At 45.7% G+C, this 15,386-nt stretch carries 10 protein-coding genes; 9 read left to right on the forward strand and 1 reads right to left on the reverse strand.

Translation table 11 applies throughout. The annotated features are described in order from the left end of the window. Nucleotides 1-173 precede the first annotated feature (173 nt). The 5 genes from ACSQ8O_RS13285 (at nt 174) to ACSQ8O_RS13305 (ending at nt 8,493) form a co-directional block, all read left to right on the forward strand. The gene (locus tag ACSQ8O_RS13285; RefSeq protein ID WP_436242037.1) at nt 174-1,175 is read left to right on the forward strand and encodes an endo-1,4-beta-xylanase; all 1,002 of its coding nucleotides are present in this window, start codon (nt 174-176) and stop codon (nt 1,173-1,175) included. A 186-nt stretch (nt 1,176-1,361) separates the two neighbouring features. Further along, nucleotides 1,362-5,558: an endo-1,4-beta-xylanase gene (locus tag ACSQ8O_RS13290; protein WP_436242038.1), complete on the forward strand. Its 4,197-nt coding sequence runs from the start codon at nt 1,362-1,364 to the stop codon at nt 5,556-5,558. A 125-nt stretch (nt 5,559-5,683) separates the two neighbouring features. Continuing rightward, a complete protein-coding gene (locus ACSQ8O_RS13295) occupies nt 5,684-6,754 on the forward strand; it encodes an alpha/beta hydrolase (RefSeq protein WP_436242039.1) in 1,071 nt (356 codons plus the stop codon). Nucleotides 6,755-7,046: 292 nt separating this feature from the next. Next, nucleotides 7,047-7,427 (forward strand): cupin domain-containing protein, encoded by a 381-nt coding sequence (locus ACSQ8O_RS13300; RefSeq protein WP_436242040.1) that lies wholly within the window; start codon nt 7,047-7,049, stop codon nt 7,425-7,427. A 13-nt stretch (nt 7,428-7,440) separates the two neighbouring features. After that, nucleotides 7,441-8,493 carry a Gfo/Idh/MocA family protein gene (locus ACSQ8O_RS13305; RefSeq protein ID WP_436242041.1) on the forward strand — a complete coding sequence of 351 codons (1,053 nt, stop codon included), beginning with the start codon at nt 7,441-7,443 and terminating at the stop codon, nt 8,491-8,493. A gap of 17 nt (nt 8,494-8,510) precedes the next feature. Here the strand turns inward: ACSQ8O_RS13305 and ACSQ8O_RS13310 are convergent, their stop codons facing one another. After that, nucleotides 8,511-9,251: a helix-turn-helix transcriptional regulator gene (locus tag ACSQ8O_RS13310; protein WP_436242042.1), complete on the reverse strand. Its 741-nt coding sequence runs from the start codon at nt 9,249-9,251 to the stop codon at nt 8,511-8,513. 159 nt (nt 9,252-9,410) lie between these two features. Between ACSQ8O_RS13310 and ACSQ8O_RS13315 the strand changes: the two genes are divergently transcribed. From ACSQ8O_RS13315 to ACSQ8O_RS13330, 4 genes are all read left to right on the forward strand, one after another. Next, nucleotides 9,411-11,687: a helix-turn-helix domain-containing protein gene (locus tag ACSQ8O_RS13315; protein WP_436242043.1), complete on the forward strand. Its 2,277-nt coding sequence runs from the start codon at nt 9,411-9,413 to the stop codon at nt 11,685-11,687. Between the two features lie 384 nt (nt 11,688-12,071). Next, nucleotides 12,072-12,929 carry an ABC transporter permease gene (locus tag ACSQ8O_RS13320; protein WP_436242928.1) on the forward strand — a complete coding sequence of 286 codons (858 nt, stop codon included), beginning with the start codon at nt 12,072-12,074 and terminating at the stop codon, nt 12,927-12,929. Between the two features lie 30 nt (nt 12,930-12,959). After that, complete coding sequence (locus ACSQ8O_RS13325; RefSeq protein ID WP_436242044.1) at nt 12,960-13,832, forward strand: carbohydrate ABC transporter permease; 873 nt, start codon at nt 12,960-12,962, stop codon at nt 13,830-13,832. 55 nt (nt 13,833-13,887) lie between these two features. After that, entirely contained in the window at nt 13,888-15,384 is a 1,497-nt protein-coding gene (locus tag ACSQ8O_RS13330; RefSeq protein ID WP_436242045.1) for an extracellular solute-binding protein, read from the forward strand. The last annotated feature ends 2 nt before the right edge of the window (nt 15,385-15,386 follow it).

A 15,386-nucleotide genomic window follows, 5' to 3' on the forward strand; every position in this document is an offset into this window, starting at 1 on the left:
ACACGTCTATTTGCTATGAGTGCGACTGAAAACATCGCACACCATCTTGAAACATTTTAAGAAAATAGGGGGGAGAGTTCTTTAATCTGTGAATGGTAAGTGTAGTCAGATTCTATATCATATAACATAGATTGCCTGTTTAAACAGGGGATGATGAGGAGGTTTATCAATCTATGAACAACAAGGTACCGAACTTACACGAGGCTTATAAGGGCATATTCAGAATCGGGGCTGCTGTTAGCACGAAGACCATCCGATCCGAAGGAAACTTCATCGCCCAGCATTATAACAGCATTACAGCGGAGAACCAGATGAAGTTTGAGGAGATCCATCCAGAGGAAGATCGGTACACATTTGAGGCAGCGGATGAAATCATGGATTTCGCCATGCAGAACGGGATTGCCGTTCGTGGGCATACGATGGTCTGGCATAATCAAACCTCCGATTGGATATTCGAAGGCCCTTCTGGCGGTGCAGCCAGCAAAGAAATGGTTCTCTTGCGGATGCAGGAGCATATCCGTACGGTAGCTGGTCGTTATAAGGGCAGGGTATATGCGTGGGATGTAGTCAATGAAGCGATAGAAGACAAGGCGGACCTCGTGATGAGAAGCACCAAATGGCTGGAGATTCTCGGTGAGGATTATATCCGCCATGCCTTTGAGGCAGCACATGAAGCCGATCCGAATGCGCTTCTATTCTATAACGACTACAACGAGACAGAGCCAGTTAAACGGGATAAGATATATAATCTCGTCCGTTCATTGAAGGAGAAGGGGGTTCCTATCCACGGAATCGGCATGCAGGGACATTGGAATATCTATGGTCCTTCCTTGGATGAAATAAGGCAAGCGATCGAGCTTTACGCATCCCTAGATGTGGAGCTTCACATCACAGAGTTAGATCTCTCCATTTTTCAATTTGAGGACAGGCGGACTGATCTGTTGGTACCCACTGAGCAGATGGTGGAGCTGCAGGAACAACGGTACGAGGATATCTTCAGGCTATTTAAAGAATATCGAGAAGTCATTACGTCGGTAACATTCTGGGGAGCGGCTGACAACTATACCTGGTTGGACAACTTCCCTGTTCGCGGCAGAAAGAATTGGCCGTTTCTATTCGATGGAGATCTCCGGCCTAAGCAGGCATTTTGGCGAGTAATCAAGGAAGCAAAGTGAGAGTAAATGATCCATGACGCTTTCAGTGACAAACCCCAAACGGTGGAAACGGTGCGCACATTAGTTATGCTGCTCCATAATTGTGGGGGGATCATTCTTTAATTTGAGTATGTGAAGCCAATTACCTAAGTTGTAGAATGAAATTGAAATAAACTTGTAAGCGATTGCAAAAAGAGGAGGACGCTTGTGAGAAAAAAAATGAATGTATGGATGGCCATCGTGCTGCTGTTTGGGATGATCGCACCCCAGTTGCTAGTGCCTGTGATGGCATCGGCTGCCGGCAATACGGTCGTTTTGTCCCAAAGCTTTGAAGACAACCAAACTGGCGGTTGGGTTAAAGTATCCTGGATGGGAGACGGAACCATTGCCGTGACGTCGGCAACAGCCTCCGATGGCTCTAAATCCTTGGAGATGACGAACCGTGCTGCAAGTAACAGCTCCCCGTTCCTGGATTTGACTTCGTATACGCAAGCTGGCCATACGTACGATTTGTCACTGAAGCTTAAAGTCGGAACAGGAACAGATAGTTTCCATATCGCATCTAATGTTGATGCCGCCTCGCTGACCAACAAATATCCTTGGTTGGTGGGAAATAAAACCGTTAACTCTACCGAATGGACCCCCTTTGAACTGAAGGGATACGAGCTGCCGGTTGATACGAAGGGGTTTAAAATATGGGTGGAGTCGGATTCAGCTTCCACGACTACGGAGGACCTCTATATCGATGAAGTGCAGCTAACAGACGTCACGCCGACTGCACCGGTTGATTCGGGAGCAGTTGACCAAACTGGCATCCAATCTAACTTTGAGGACGGGCAAGGAAATTGGGTGCGCAGAAACGGCTCCGGCAATATCGATATATCTGCGGCAGACAATCACACCACAAGCGGCTCCAAGAGCTTGCTGACCACGGTATCAGAGCAATATGACGGGCCTTTGCTGAACGTCCTTGGCAAGATGTCCAAGGGCTATAAGTACAATTTATCTACTTGGGTAAAAATGGCTCCGGGACAATCCCCCACTGTATTGCGGCTCTCTGTACAGAGCGGCGATAGTACATATACGAATGTTTCGTCAAACGTGACGGTAACTTCTGATCAATGGGTACAGTTGACCGGTGCGTTTACCGTTGCTGCCATTCCGACCGTATTGAATGCATATGTGGAAGTAGCCAACAAGTACGAAGATGCAAGATCCTTCTATATGGACGATTTCGATTTGTCCTATGTGGGTCAAGTATCCGGGCCGAAGCCGATTCAAACGGATATTGATCCTTTGAAGGACATCTATGCGGACAACTTCAAAGTTGGTGCTGCCGTAACAGGAGATCAGCTTACTTCCGATGTTCACACGCTTCTGGATTATCACTATAGCTCCCTCGTAGCTGAGAATGCCACAAAGCCGGGTTCTCTGGAACCGACAGAAGGGCAATGGAACTGGACGGAAGCAGACAAGATTGCACAATATGCCAAGGATCACACGATGAATTTCCGGCTGCATACCCTTGCTTGGCATTCGCAGGCTGCGGAATGGATGTTTAAGGATGCGCAGGGCCAACCGCTTGCAGCTACACCGGAGAATAAACAGCTGGTGCTTGACCGTCTAACAACGTATATCCAAACTGTGGCGCGCCACTTTAGTTCCATGGAAGTGCAAATCAATGCCGTCGACGTGGTCAACGAAGTTATTGATCCTGGACAGCCGGATGGCATGCGAAAGAGCGAGTGGTATACGCTAACTGGCTTGGATTTCATCCGTACAGCCTTTAGGGTTGCTCGTCAAGAGTTGCCAAACGCAAAACTATATATCAACGATTACAGTACGCAGGATCCTGTCAAACGCGACTTTTTGTTCAATTTGGTGACGAAGCTGAAAGGCGAGGGAGTTCCCATTGACGGTGTGGGTCATCAAACGCACATCAGCATTGGCGGTCCTTCAATCGAGCAAATTTCTGATTCCATAAGGAAATTTGGAGAAGCTGGATTCGACAATCAAATAACGGAGCTTGACGTTTCGGTTTATACCGACAGCAACTCCACCAGCTATGATGAGTCCATCCTTGTGAAACAAGGCTACCGTTATAAGCAGTTGTTCCAAGAGCTTGTTCGGCTGGACAATGCGGGCAGAAATGCCGCCTCGAACACGCAGGCATATAATCCTGACGGGTGGATCAGCAATGTTACGTTGTGGGGGATTGCAGACGATCATACTTGGCTCGATAACCAAGGTACAACCCGTAAAGATGCTCCTTTCCCATTCGATGCGCAGTACCAAGCCAAATATGCTTATTGGGGAATGATTGAAGCAGTAAAGACGTTGACGCCATCCCACCTGCCAATAACCGCTCAGACAGCAAATACAGCGAAAGGTACACCGGCTAATGCTTCAGATCCGGTTTGGAACACGGTTCCTGCATTGAAAACGCAACAATTAGGTACCCTTCAAGCTGAAGTGAAAACCTTGTGGGATGAACAAAATGTGTATACCCGCATAGCGGTCAAAGACATGACCAAAACCGCAACAGATCAAATAGAACTCTTCGTGGATGACAATGGCATTAAGAAATATACATTCGCACGAAATGATGCTCAAATTACGGAAGGAACCGACGGTTATGTGCTGCAAGCATCAATCCCGATGGCAGGAACATTGGGCAAGCACTTGAAGTTTGACGTAAGAGCTACCGATAAGGGGATTAATGACGGTACGGAGCATGGGAGCAACGGCGTCATCGTTTCCTGGAGTGATCCAAGGAACACTCAGGACAACGACGTACTTGGTTACGGGATCTTGACTTATATCGATGCCGTAAAAGCGGCAAGCGCTTCTTACGGAACTCCTGCAATCGATGGCGAAATGGACAGCAAGTGGGCGAACGCACCAGTTTATACGACTGATGTGATGGTAGAGCAGCATAACAATGCAGTCGCCAAAGCTCAATTGCGTGCCATGTGGGATGAGCATAACCTCTATGTCTATGCCGTTGTGTTAGACAGCAATTTGAGTGATGCCAATGCCAACGCATGGGAGCAGGATTCGATGGAGATTTTCGTAGACCAGAACAACGGAAAAACGGACAGCTACCAAGGTGACGACGGCCAATACCGGATCAACTTCAAAAACGTAAAGACCGTCGGCGGCCATGCATCCCAAAATAACTATGAATCAGCCACCAAAATCATTGATGGAGGTTACGTTGTAGAAGCGGCTATAGCGCTGGATACGATTACTCCACAAGCAGGAACCGTGATCGGATTTGACTTCCAGGTTAACAATGATCAGGACGGAGGAAGCCGTGACAGCGTATTTTCATGGAACGACCCAACAGGTCAATCCTACCAGAACACTTCGAGATTCGGCATTCTGAAGCTTGAGCAAGTGCAGTCATCCGACCCTTCGACCTCGCAGACTTCCTCTGTCTCGCCTCCAGTACCGGAAGGGGCTGTTAAGGTGCAAACAGATACAGGAGGCAAGGTAGAGAATAATGGGGCGGCAGTTGACTTACCGGCAGGAGCAATAGGCAGTGACATATACGTTAGCATTAAAAGGTTGAGCGAAACCTCACAGCTGAAGCTGGATCCAGATTTGAAGCTGGCTGGAGATGTGTACGAGATTATCAAGGACGTAGCAGGACCGTTCCAGAAACCAGTTACGATCACCCTTCCGTTCAACACCAGCTTGTTGGATGATAAGCATGAGCCGGCACTGTACTGGTACAACGAAGAAACCGGCAAATGGGTCAAACTGGACAATATTAAGATCGACCTGGTGAAAGGCACCGTTTCCGGTAGTGTGACGCACTTCACCAAGTTTGCCGTATTGGCGGCAGCAAAGTCCGCATCCGTCGAACTTCCGGCCTTGACCGATATTAAAGGACACTGGGCGGAAGCAGGTATCCAAGAACTTGTAAAAGCAGGAGTGATTGACGGCTACCAAGACGGCACATTCCAGCCTGATTCAAACGTAACAAGAGCCGAGTTCGTATCCATAATCGTCAGAGCTCTCCATCTGAACGCTGCAGGCGGAACCGATTTCGCTGATACTGCCAGTCATTGGGCGAAGGAAGCCATTGCAACCACTTCGGCGCTGGGAATCGTGGATGGCTATGAGGATGGAACCTTCTGCCCGGATGACAACATCACTCGGGAACAAATGGCCGTAATCCTTGCACGTGCCGCACAGTTGGCATCTGTCAACAGCGGCTTGGACTATAAGGATAGTGGAGACGTCTCCGCATGGGCACAAGGGCCACTTGCGGCTTTGACCGCTAAGGGTGTTCTTAACGGCTACGAAGACGGTACGCTGAAGCCGAAGGCTTTCAGCACCCGTGCAGAAGCGGCGGTTATCATTATTAGGATTTTGGAAGCTCAAAAGGTACATTAACATTTCCAGAATGGAATAAGAAAAGCTGTCCGCACGTGGATTTCATGTGCGGCTGCTTTGTTTTAGGGTTTCTAGAGCGGAATGGGGCTAATTGGAAAAAATATCCGAAGGGAGAATAATCATCTATGAGAAGCAAGAACGTGACGGCAGTGCCTGCCGAATATTTTAAGTCAGTTAATGATGAGCTTCAAGGTACGGTTGAGGAAGTTACCTACAAGGTAGGCAACTATATTGATTTGTCTCGACAGCTTGTAACAGATCGGAACATTGATAGCAGTGAAGCAGGAAGAGAAACCGTTGCGGGAGATGCCATTTTGAAGAAATGCAACGTTTACTTGCCTGCTGCTTATGACCCAATCGACAATACTGTCAGATACAATGTATTGTATTTGCTTCATGGCGTAGGAGGAGATCAATATGAGTGGTTAAGCAGCAACGGTAAAGTTGACGGACGATTTATCATTTGCAATCTATTTGATAATCTCATTGCCAACGGTGATATCGATCCGTTGATCGTCGTATTTCCTAACGGAAGAAGCGCGCATGACTGGACAGACACCTCCTTCAATCCCGAAGGAACCAATATGCTGGGATTCTATTACTTTGATTATGAGCTGAGATACGATCTGATTCCATGTATAGAATCGAATTACAAAACCTTCGCAGATATAACAGACACCTCCCATGAGGGAATCATATATAACCGCACCCACAGAGCAATCGCTGGGCTTTCTATGGGGGGAATGCAAGCCCTGAATCTGATTCTCGGCGGTTACCGGCATGATTCGACGCGAATCACTCGCACGGAGAGTCCCTGGAACAACGAATTGGATAAGACCGTACTCGCGCCAGGTATGATAGATTTGTTCGCTTATGTCGGAGCTTTTTCAAACGCGCCTACGTCGAGTGATGGCAAAACGCTTGGAGTCAGTCTTGCGTCTTGCGTCCATGATCTTCATCTGCTATATACCACCTGTGGCGATGCGGACGGAGTAGCAATTGGCAGCTATATAAAATCTATAGATGAGCTTATACATCAATCGGGGAATCATCTTAATCATTTTTATCAAATTCTGATTAAGGATGGTTTTCATGATTTTCATGTTTGGAATAACGGTGCTTACAATTTTAGTAGATTGATATTTAGAAATTTTGATGATCATGGAAGGTCCCGTGTTGTGAGCAAAACAATTTAATATTTTTGGGGAGTCTTGATAGCACCAAGATATACAGGATAGTTGTCCTTAATTTACAACTGCGTTCATTCCATTGGGTGAACGCGTATTTTATTTTATGGCAAACTCGTTACCAAATCGGCTCATCAAATAAGGAATTTGCATAAATGACTGAAAAATAGGAGTTTTCTATGATATATCGATTTTTCACAAATCATATCGCCTTTTAACATTTACATTCCAGTTTGTCAAGCCTATGATTAATTTATCAAAATGTTTAACACAACTCATGGTTGAAAAGGAGTTTTAATTTATGAAAAAAACAGATTTTATCGAAAACAAGTCACAAGCGTATGAGACTCGTCAAAATTGCCATGGTGGCACAGGTCCTTTTCAATTAAAGGATATTATTCAAACGGTTGCATCGAGCGATAGGCAGTACATCAAATTCATTCATGATGATATCATCCCGCCAGGTTCTACCTTTGGCTATCACCAACATAACAGCGATGCTCCCATGGAAGAGTGGTATTATTGCATTTCTGGCCACGGAATCATGGAGCTTGATGGTAGCCAATACGAGATGTCGGCCGGCGACATAAGCGTCTGCCGTGCAACCGGCAGTCACGGTCTTATTAATAACGGTCCAGAGGATTTAAGAATTATCGTGATATATGCTTCGGCAATAAAATAACGGGGGGATCAGCTTGAGTAACAGAAAACTTAAAGTAGGTGTTGTCGGATTAACTGTGGGAGCAAGTCATGTTAAAGACTACGCTAGCAGCGACAACGTTAAAGAAATTGTGTTGTGTGACGTTGATGAATCAAGACTGAAAGAGATAGGCAATAAATATAACATTTCAAAAAAATATACGGATTTCGATAAGATGCTGAAAGAGGAAAATTTGGATGCGATTAGCCTCGCAGTTCCTAATTTCTTGCATATGAGGCTTTCCATTCAGGCGATGGAAGCGGGCGTGCATGTGCTGTGTGAAAAGCCTATGGCAAGAAATGCGGCAGAGGGGAGAAAAATGCTTGAAGCCGCTCAAAAGCACAACAAGAAGTTGATGATCAACTTCAATCAGCGTTTTCTACACGAATGCCAAACGTTAAAATCCATTATCGACGAAGGCAAGCTTGGTGATATCTATTATGTGCGTACACAGTGGCAACGAAGACGAGGAGTACCCTGGTGGTATCCGCTTTCATCTGGGAAAGAAGTATGTGGTGGTGGAGCAATCATTGATCTTGGTGTCCATGTGCTTGACCGTGCTATGTGGTTTTGCGGGCATCCAGATCCGGAATGGGTACTTGCTAACACGTTCTGCAAGGTATCCAAGGACGAGGCTGCGCGCAGAGGCATTCAGAATTTTGAGCTTGAAGACATGGGGGTAGCTATGTTTCGTATGACGGGCGGGGTGATGCTTGAATTGGAAGCATCCTGGGCCAGCAATCGAGAGGACGAGGTGATTACAACACGGATCTATGGCTCCAAGGGTGGTGCGGTTCTGCATAGAGTAGTTGGAGATGGGAATGCTGCAAGCAACAAAGTGTTTTTGGAAATTGGCGGAGAAGTCCAAGACATTCCTTTAGATGATAAGATTATTTCAAAAATGTCAAATGTTCGGCAAGCGTTTTTGGATGCCATTGTCAATGATGAAGAGGTACCTTGCACGCCTCAACAGGGACTTAAAATCACACAAATGTTAGATATGGTTTACTTGAGCGCTGAAAATGGCACGCCAGTTAAATTTGAATGATGGACTGAAAAAGCATTTCAATTACGAAATCTGCTTGGAGACATTCCTGTTTTTGACTGAAAAAAACGAGAAAAATTATAGATATCCGAAAAGCCGCAACTGCTGGCAATGTCCGTGATACTGAGAGTAGACATGCGTAACAGAGTCTTTGCAGTATCCAGTCTGCAGTTCTGCAGATAGGCGTAGGGCGTAACACCGCGTTCCTGTTTAAAAATGCGAATAAAATGATCTGTCGTAAGAGAAAAGTTCTGGGCAAGTTCGCTCATATCATATTGTTGCTGTGGATGTTGTTGAAACATACGGCATAGCTCATCAATTTTTATTGTATATGCTCCGGTTGATGTTGGCGTTATATGTTGATATTCCGTAATAAGTGCTTGTAGCCATACTTCCATTTGCGTTATGTTATTTCTCTCTTCTGCTAAACGAAAGCGATTGAAAAGCTCAAGTACAAAATGATATTGATCAAAATGACGATGCTCAGGCAAGTCACATAAGATATCCGGATTTTGCAATGTGAAATCTATGTAACGTACATCGAGACTGGTATGTTCACTTTGATAGGCGTCGACCTCGTTCTGATAATTGATAAAAAAAACATCACCGATGCTTAATTTGTAGCAGTTCTTGCCTAGCCTGATTTGACCTTCTCCACCCCAAATACTCCACAAGGTAAACCCTGGATGACAACCGACGGGAACATGCCATTTCCAGTCTGGAACGCAGTGTTTCCCGTTATGCATTGATAGGATATCCATATAATCACTCCGGTTAAAACGTATCGATTTTTCATAAAATATTATTTCATTTATATCCCGATTAGTCAAGTCAAATGCTAGGTTGGATTGATACGCTGCAATGTCTCGTCATCCATTGATTCTTACAATGTGAATGTTATTTCGAAAAGGGGGATGATCATGCGAAGGACAAGTTACTTCGTAAAGATGCTATTCTTCAACATCGTACTGGTCATCATTGCCGTTTCGTTTCTCGGTTACATTGCCTATTATAAAACATCCGGCTTAATGAACGAGAAGATCGATAAAATAAATGCACAGCTTCTCCTTCAGACCCAGCTCCAGTTGGAAAATTCGTTTCAATCCGTTGAAAGCGCCATCATCCAATTTACTTTGCTTCCGAGCTTTACAAGTATATTGAACGATAACCTTACGATGAACAACTATGACAATTATGTAAAAGTTAAAAATATGGTAGGAGAGATTAGCTCTTTATATTCGCATTCCTCGATCATCAACAGTCTGGAAATTATCAATTTAGAAAAAGGGTGGGTTTTACGAAATGGCGGGGTACTTCCGATAACCGAGGTATATACCGGTGAAGAATTGAATCAGCTTAGGCAAGTCGCCTCAGGTTCAACATGGAGTAAAACGATTGATTCTGATTTTTTTCAGTACACATTGAAGGTGCCCTTTTCAGCATTTGACCGATTCCAGGGAATCGTGAGAACAAAGATTTCGAGCATCGATTCGTTTCGTGAGTTGATGGCGAACAAAGACTTAGGTCAAATGACGATGATTGACGACAAGGGCAGCGTGATTCGGAACATAACGCAGTATGACCTTCGCGATCAAGATGTGAACCAGATTGCCCAAATGACTCAATCGCAAGTGATGCAATTCCCCCAAGGTAATTTCTTAACCAGGATCAATGGATCCAAATATTCGTTCACTTTTCGGCATTCAGAGAAATACAAATGGACCTATTTATCGATGGTATCGACCCTAGAGGCCGAGCAAAACTCCCGGTTCATCGGTCTGTTTATTTTTATCACAGGTTTTGTTGTGATTAGCGTGTTTTTCGTGTTTTCCTTTTACGGTACCCGAAGACTATACTCGCCTATCAAACGGCTGTACCATATGGTCGCGTTCAACTCCTCAGATAAATTGAATGTCCAGTCGCAAAGCAACGAAATGGATTATATAAATAATCGCATGCATGCTTTTTTTCAGGACAGCCAGAAACTCAGAGGCCAGTTACATATTCAAAAGAATCAGCTGATCGATTTTTTCGCATATAAATTGTTTCAAGGTGAAGTGAGGCCTCAGGAAATTGCAAGTAACCTCGGGCCTGATGTGGACTGGAATCATTTTTGTGTACTTACAGTGCAGATCGACACATTAACAGATACCGGTTATACGGATACGGATCGCGATCTTTTATTATTTGCCATAAAAAATATGTTGGGCGAAACCGCCTCGGAGTCGTTAGTCCTAAATCCGGTCATTATGAATCACATGCAAGTCGTTCTGCTTGGCACTGAGTTTCAAAATGTTGACGCTTTTAAGGAGGAACTATATGTACTGTCTCGTTCTATCCAGCAGGTTGTCAAACAGTATTTGCGTCTTCAAGTAAGCATTGGGATCAGCCGTCCGTTCAACCAGCCGGTAGATGCTTTTACTGCATATGGCGAGGCAGCGGATGCGTTAAAATCAAGGTTTACCCAGGGCAGGGAAGCCATCCTGTATGCTTCCGATTTTGATGTGAACGAATCGGGCAATACCGGTAAATACCCCGGTTTTATGGTGAAAGAATTAATCGATGCGATCAAATTCGCTGACGTGGAGCAAGCTAAGCGCACACTTCATAATATCATTGCGGAAATGTGTTCGGGTCACTATGGCTATCGATATTGTTCCATGTATATTTTTCTGTTGCTGATGGATTTGATCAAGATTTCGCATCAATCAGATGAAATGTTCATCTCGTTGTTTAAAGAAAAACCGATTTTTCAGAAGCTGGATCAACTGCTGCAGACGTCCGTCCAAGAAATGGAGACTTGGATATACGATCATGTCGTGGAACCGATATTGAAGGAAATGTTGGCTCGCAGCGAATCCCAGCAGAGGAATATCATTAAAACACTGATTCAAAACATCCATGATGAATACGATTCTGAGTTGACGTTGGAAGCCTGCGCTTCCCGTCTTCATTATAACCCGAACTATTTGGGGCAAATATTCCGAAAAGAAATGGGAAGCAGCTTTAGCGATTATTTATCCCATTATAGGTTAAATATGGCGAGAAAACTTCTGGCGGAGACCGATGATCAAATTCAGGAGATCGCCGAAAAACTGCGATTCAGCAATTCGCAAAATTTTATTCGTTATTTTAAGAAGATGGAAGGCATTACGCCTAAACAGTACCGAGATCATTTGGTGAAGCATAACGAATAAAATACCTTGGACAGCGCAGGCCGATCGCTCTCGAAAGAGCACGTGGGATGCGCGTTTTTTGGCTATGAGGGTGCTCCCCCAAAAGTAATCGGATTTAACTTCGAAGGCAGTCGTCACTTTTTGGGTAATCAGTTCGTTACTGTGCTCGAGATTATCCGCGAAAACCAGGAAAACGGAATGATCAATAGAGTACTGCGGTGTGGATTATTTACAATCTGCCTCCCCTTCTTGTACCTTAGCCTTATCAAACACGAGATGGGAGGAATCAAATTGAAAGCGTTGACAGAAGTGGCGGAGAACCATCACCATCCTAACGTCGCCCAAACGGAAGGGGTTAGGAGCAAGTTTTTAAAAGAAGTAAAAAGGGACTATTGGTTATATCTCATGCTGCTGCCGGGTGTAATATATTTTCTGATTTTCCGCTATCTTCCCATGTGGGGGCTGGTGATTGCTTTTCAGAACTATATGCCGTTCCTTGGAATCTCCAAAAGCGAGTGGGTGGGCCTCGCACATTTTCATGCTTTGTTCAGTAGCCCTGATTTCTGGATGCTACTGCGAAATACCGCGATTCTCGCGGCGTACAACATTTTTCTGTTTTTTCCATTGCCTATCATTATCGCGCTAATGCTCAATGAAGTCCGGCATGAAGTGTTCAAGAAGTTTGTCGTTTTGCTGGTTTACGTTCCACATTTTCTGTCGTGGGTAATCGTTGTTAGCTTTTTCTATTTTTTCTTTACGATCGAGAACGGTATTGTTAATGAAATCTTGCAGTCTCTGGGATTCCAGAAAGTACATTTTCTGGACAGCACCCGTTGGTTTAGACCGATGGTCACCCTGGAAGTCATATGGAAAGAGACGGGATGGGGAACGATTATCTTTATGGCGGCGCTGGCTGGTGTCAATCCTCAACTTTATGAGGCGGCCCGTATGGATGGGGCGAACCGCTGGCGGCAGCTTTATCACATTACACTGCCTTCGATTCGAAGCACAATCGTCATCCTGTTGATTCTGCGGCTGGGATCGTTTCTCGATACCGGCTTCGAGCAAATCTATCTGATGCTGAATACGCTCAACCGAGAAGTCGGGGAGGTGTTTGACACCTACGTATACACGGTGGGGATCTTAGGCGGCCAATTCGGCTTCAGCGCGGCGGTTGGCATGTTCAAGTCAGTGATCGGACTCGTTTTGGTTTTACTCACAAACCGGCTGGCCAAAAAATTCGGGGAAGAAGGCATCTACTAAGCTAACAGGAAAGGAGGTCAGGGCATAGATATGCACAGATCATGGGGCAGTAAGCTGTTCGATAGCGTTAATTATTTTCTTTTATTTCTGATGGCCGTGATTACTGTCGTTCCGTTTCTGCTCAACGTGACCGGCTCGTTCGCAGCTCCCAAGGAAGCTCTCCAGAAAAGCTTTGTGATCATCCCGGAGACGTTTTCACTCGCCGCTTACCGGTACATTTTCAGCACGAATACGATTCCGCACTCGTTATGGGTCACGATTTTCATCACGGTTGCGGGAACGGCCATTAACATTGTGCTTACCGCCTTGATGGCGTTTCCTTTGGCCAATAAACGGCTGCGGATACGCAAGCCTGTCATGCTGATGGTCATTTTCTCCATGTTGTTCAGCGGAGGTATGATTCCGACCTATTTGGTCGTGAAAAATCTAGGATTGCTCGACACTTACGGGGCACTTCTGCTTCCTGGGGCCATCAGCGCCTTTTATCTGATCATATTGAAAAACTTTTTCGCTCAGCTGCCGGATGAACTGGAGGATTCGTCCCGAATCGACGGCGCTAGCGATCCACAGATCTTGTTCATGATCGTGATTCCGCTGTCGATGCCGGCGATTGCGACATTAACGCTGTTTTATGCAGTCGGGCATTGGAATCAATTTCTAAACGCTCTTCTCTATATTAATGATGCAAGCAAGTTTCCGATCCAGGTATGGCTGCGTCAAATTGTCCTTTTGTCACAAACCGGCATTGGTGATTCCGCAAACAACTTCGAGGGGGTGATTCCGCCCGGGAAAACGATCCAAATGGGCGTTACAGTCGTATCTACAGTTCCCATTCTGCTTGTATATCCTTTCTTGCAACGGCATTTTGCGAAAGGCGTGCTGCTCGGGTCCGTAAAAGAGTAGGAAAGACGGCTCGGGAGCGGAAAACCATTCAATAAAAATATGGAGGTCATGCTTTATGAGAAAAGGGTTTAAGAGAATGGCACCTGCGGTGTCGATGCTGCTTATCGCGGCATTGGCCGGATGTTCCGGAAGTAACAGCAATCCGTCCGCGGTCGGTACGGATCAAATAGCGCCGTTTCGAATCAAAATGATGAGCCAATTTGAAACGGCAGAGCCCCCGACAGCGGACAACCCCATTGTGAAATACATCGAACAGCAGACGAATACGAAGCTCGATATCACATGGGTGCTGAACTCCAATTATACGGATAAATTGAACGTATCGATGGCATCCGGGGACCTGCCGCAGGCGATGCTTGTTGTCAATCCGCAGGATACGGTCATCGTAAGCGCTGCACAGAGCGGGTTCTTCTGGGATGTCGAGCCCTATTTGAAGGACTATCCGAACCTAAGCAAACTAGATAAAGATACACTGAACAATACCCGGATCAACGGAAAAATATATGGTCTTTATCGGGGTCGTTACCCGGAAAGGATCGTCATGTATTACCGGAAAGATTGGCTGGATAAAGCAGGGGTTAAAGAGCTGCCTAAAACCGTGGATGATTATTATAATGTGCTAAAAGCATTTACGTTGAATGACCCGGATGGAAACGGGAAGAAGGACACTTGGGGCATCACCGAAAATAAAGATTTAGGCACCTATACGTTTCCGCTCCTGTTCGGTGCGCCGTATGGCTGGGGGTATATCAATAACCAGATGGTTCCCGATTTCATGTCCAAAGAATATGTGGACTATTTGAAATTCATGAAAAAGCTATACGACGAGAAGATCCTCAACCAGGACTTTGCCACAGTGCCGGGCGCCAAAGTATCGGAGGATTGGACCAACGGGAAAATCGGCATCCGAGGAAACATCGTCGAAGCTTACCGAGGCGAAACGTTCGTCGGCCTTGGCAAGACGCTGCCGGGCGCAGACGTTCACTTCATCCCGGCGCTAGTATCCACGATCGGTCAAAAGCGGGTTGCCAAGGGCAGCGGGTACCTGGGCATGTATATGTTTCCGAAGTCGAGCGTCAAGACGGAAGTGGATTTGAAGAAGATTTTGAGCTTCTTTGACAAGATGGCCGACGACAAGTTAGTGAAAACGGTCCTGCTCGGCATTGATGGGGTTCATTACAAGGATGAGAACGGTGTACAGAAGATTTTGGACGACACCAAATACAACAAGGAAGTCGTGCCGATCCAACACCTCGCCATGCGTTCGGTCCTGATCAACAACGGAACGCCGCTTGCGAAAGAGGCGATGGATGCACTTGCGGAAATCAAGCAGTACGGCGTTGCGGACGCATCGTACGGACTCATCCTAAGCGATGATAGTAAGAAAAAGCTGTCGACGAATAAGAAAATCATCGACGACGCGAAAATCAAGTTCATCATGGGCGTCATCGACGAAGCGGGCTGGGGTAAAGAGCTTGAGAAATGGAAGCAGTCGGGCGGCGCCGACGTTATCAAGGAATATACTGAGCTGTACAACAAATACAAGAAATAACA

The organism is Paenibacillus sp. LjRoot56, from assembly GCF_964253335.1.
In the GTDB taxonomy this organism is placed as follows: domain Bacteria; phylum Bacillota; class Bacilli; order Paenibacillales; family NBRC-103111; genus Paenibacillus_E; species Paenibacillus_E allorhizoplanae.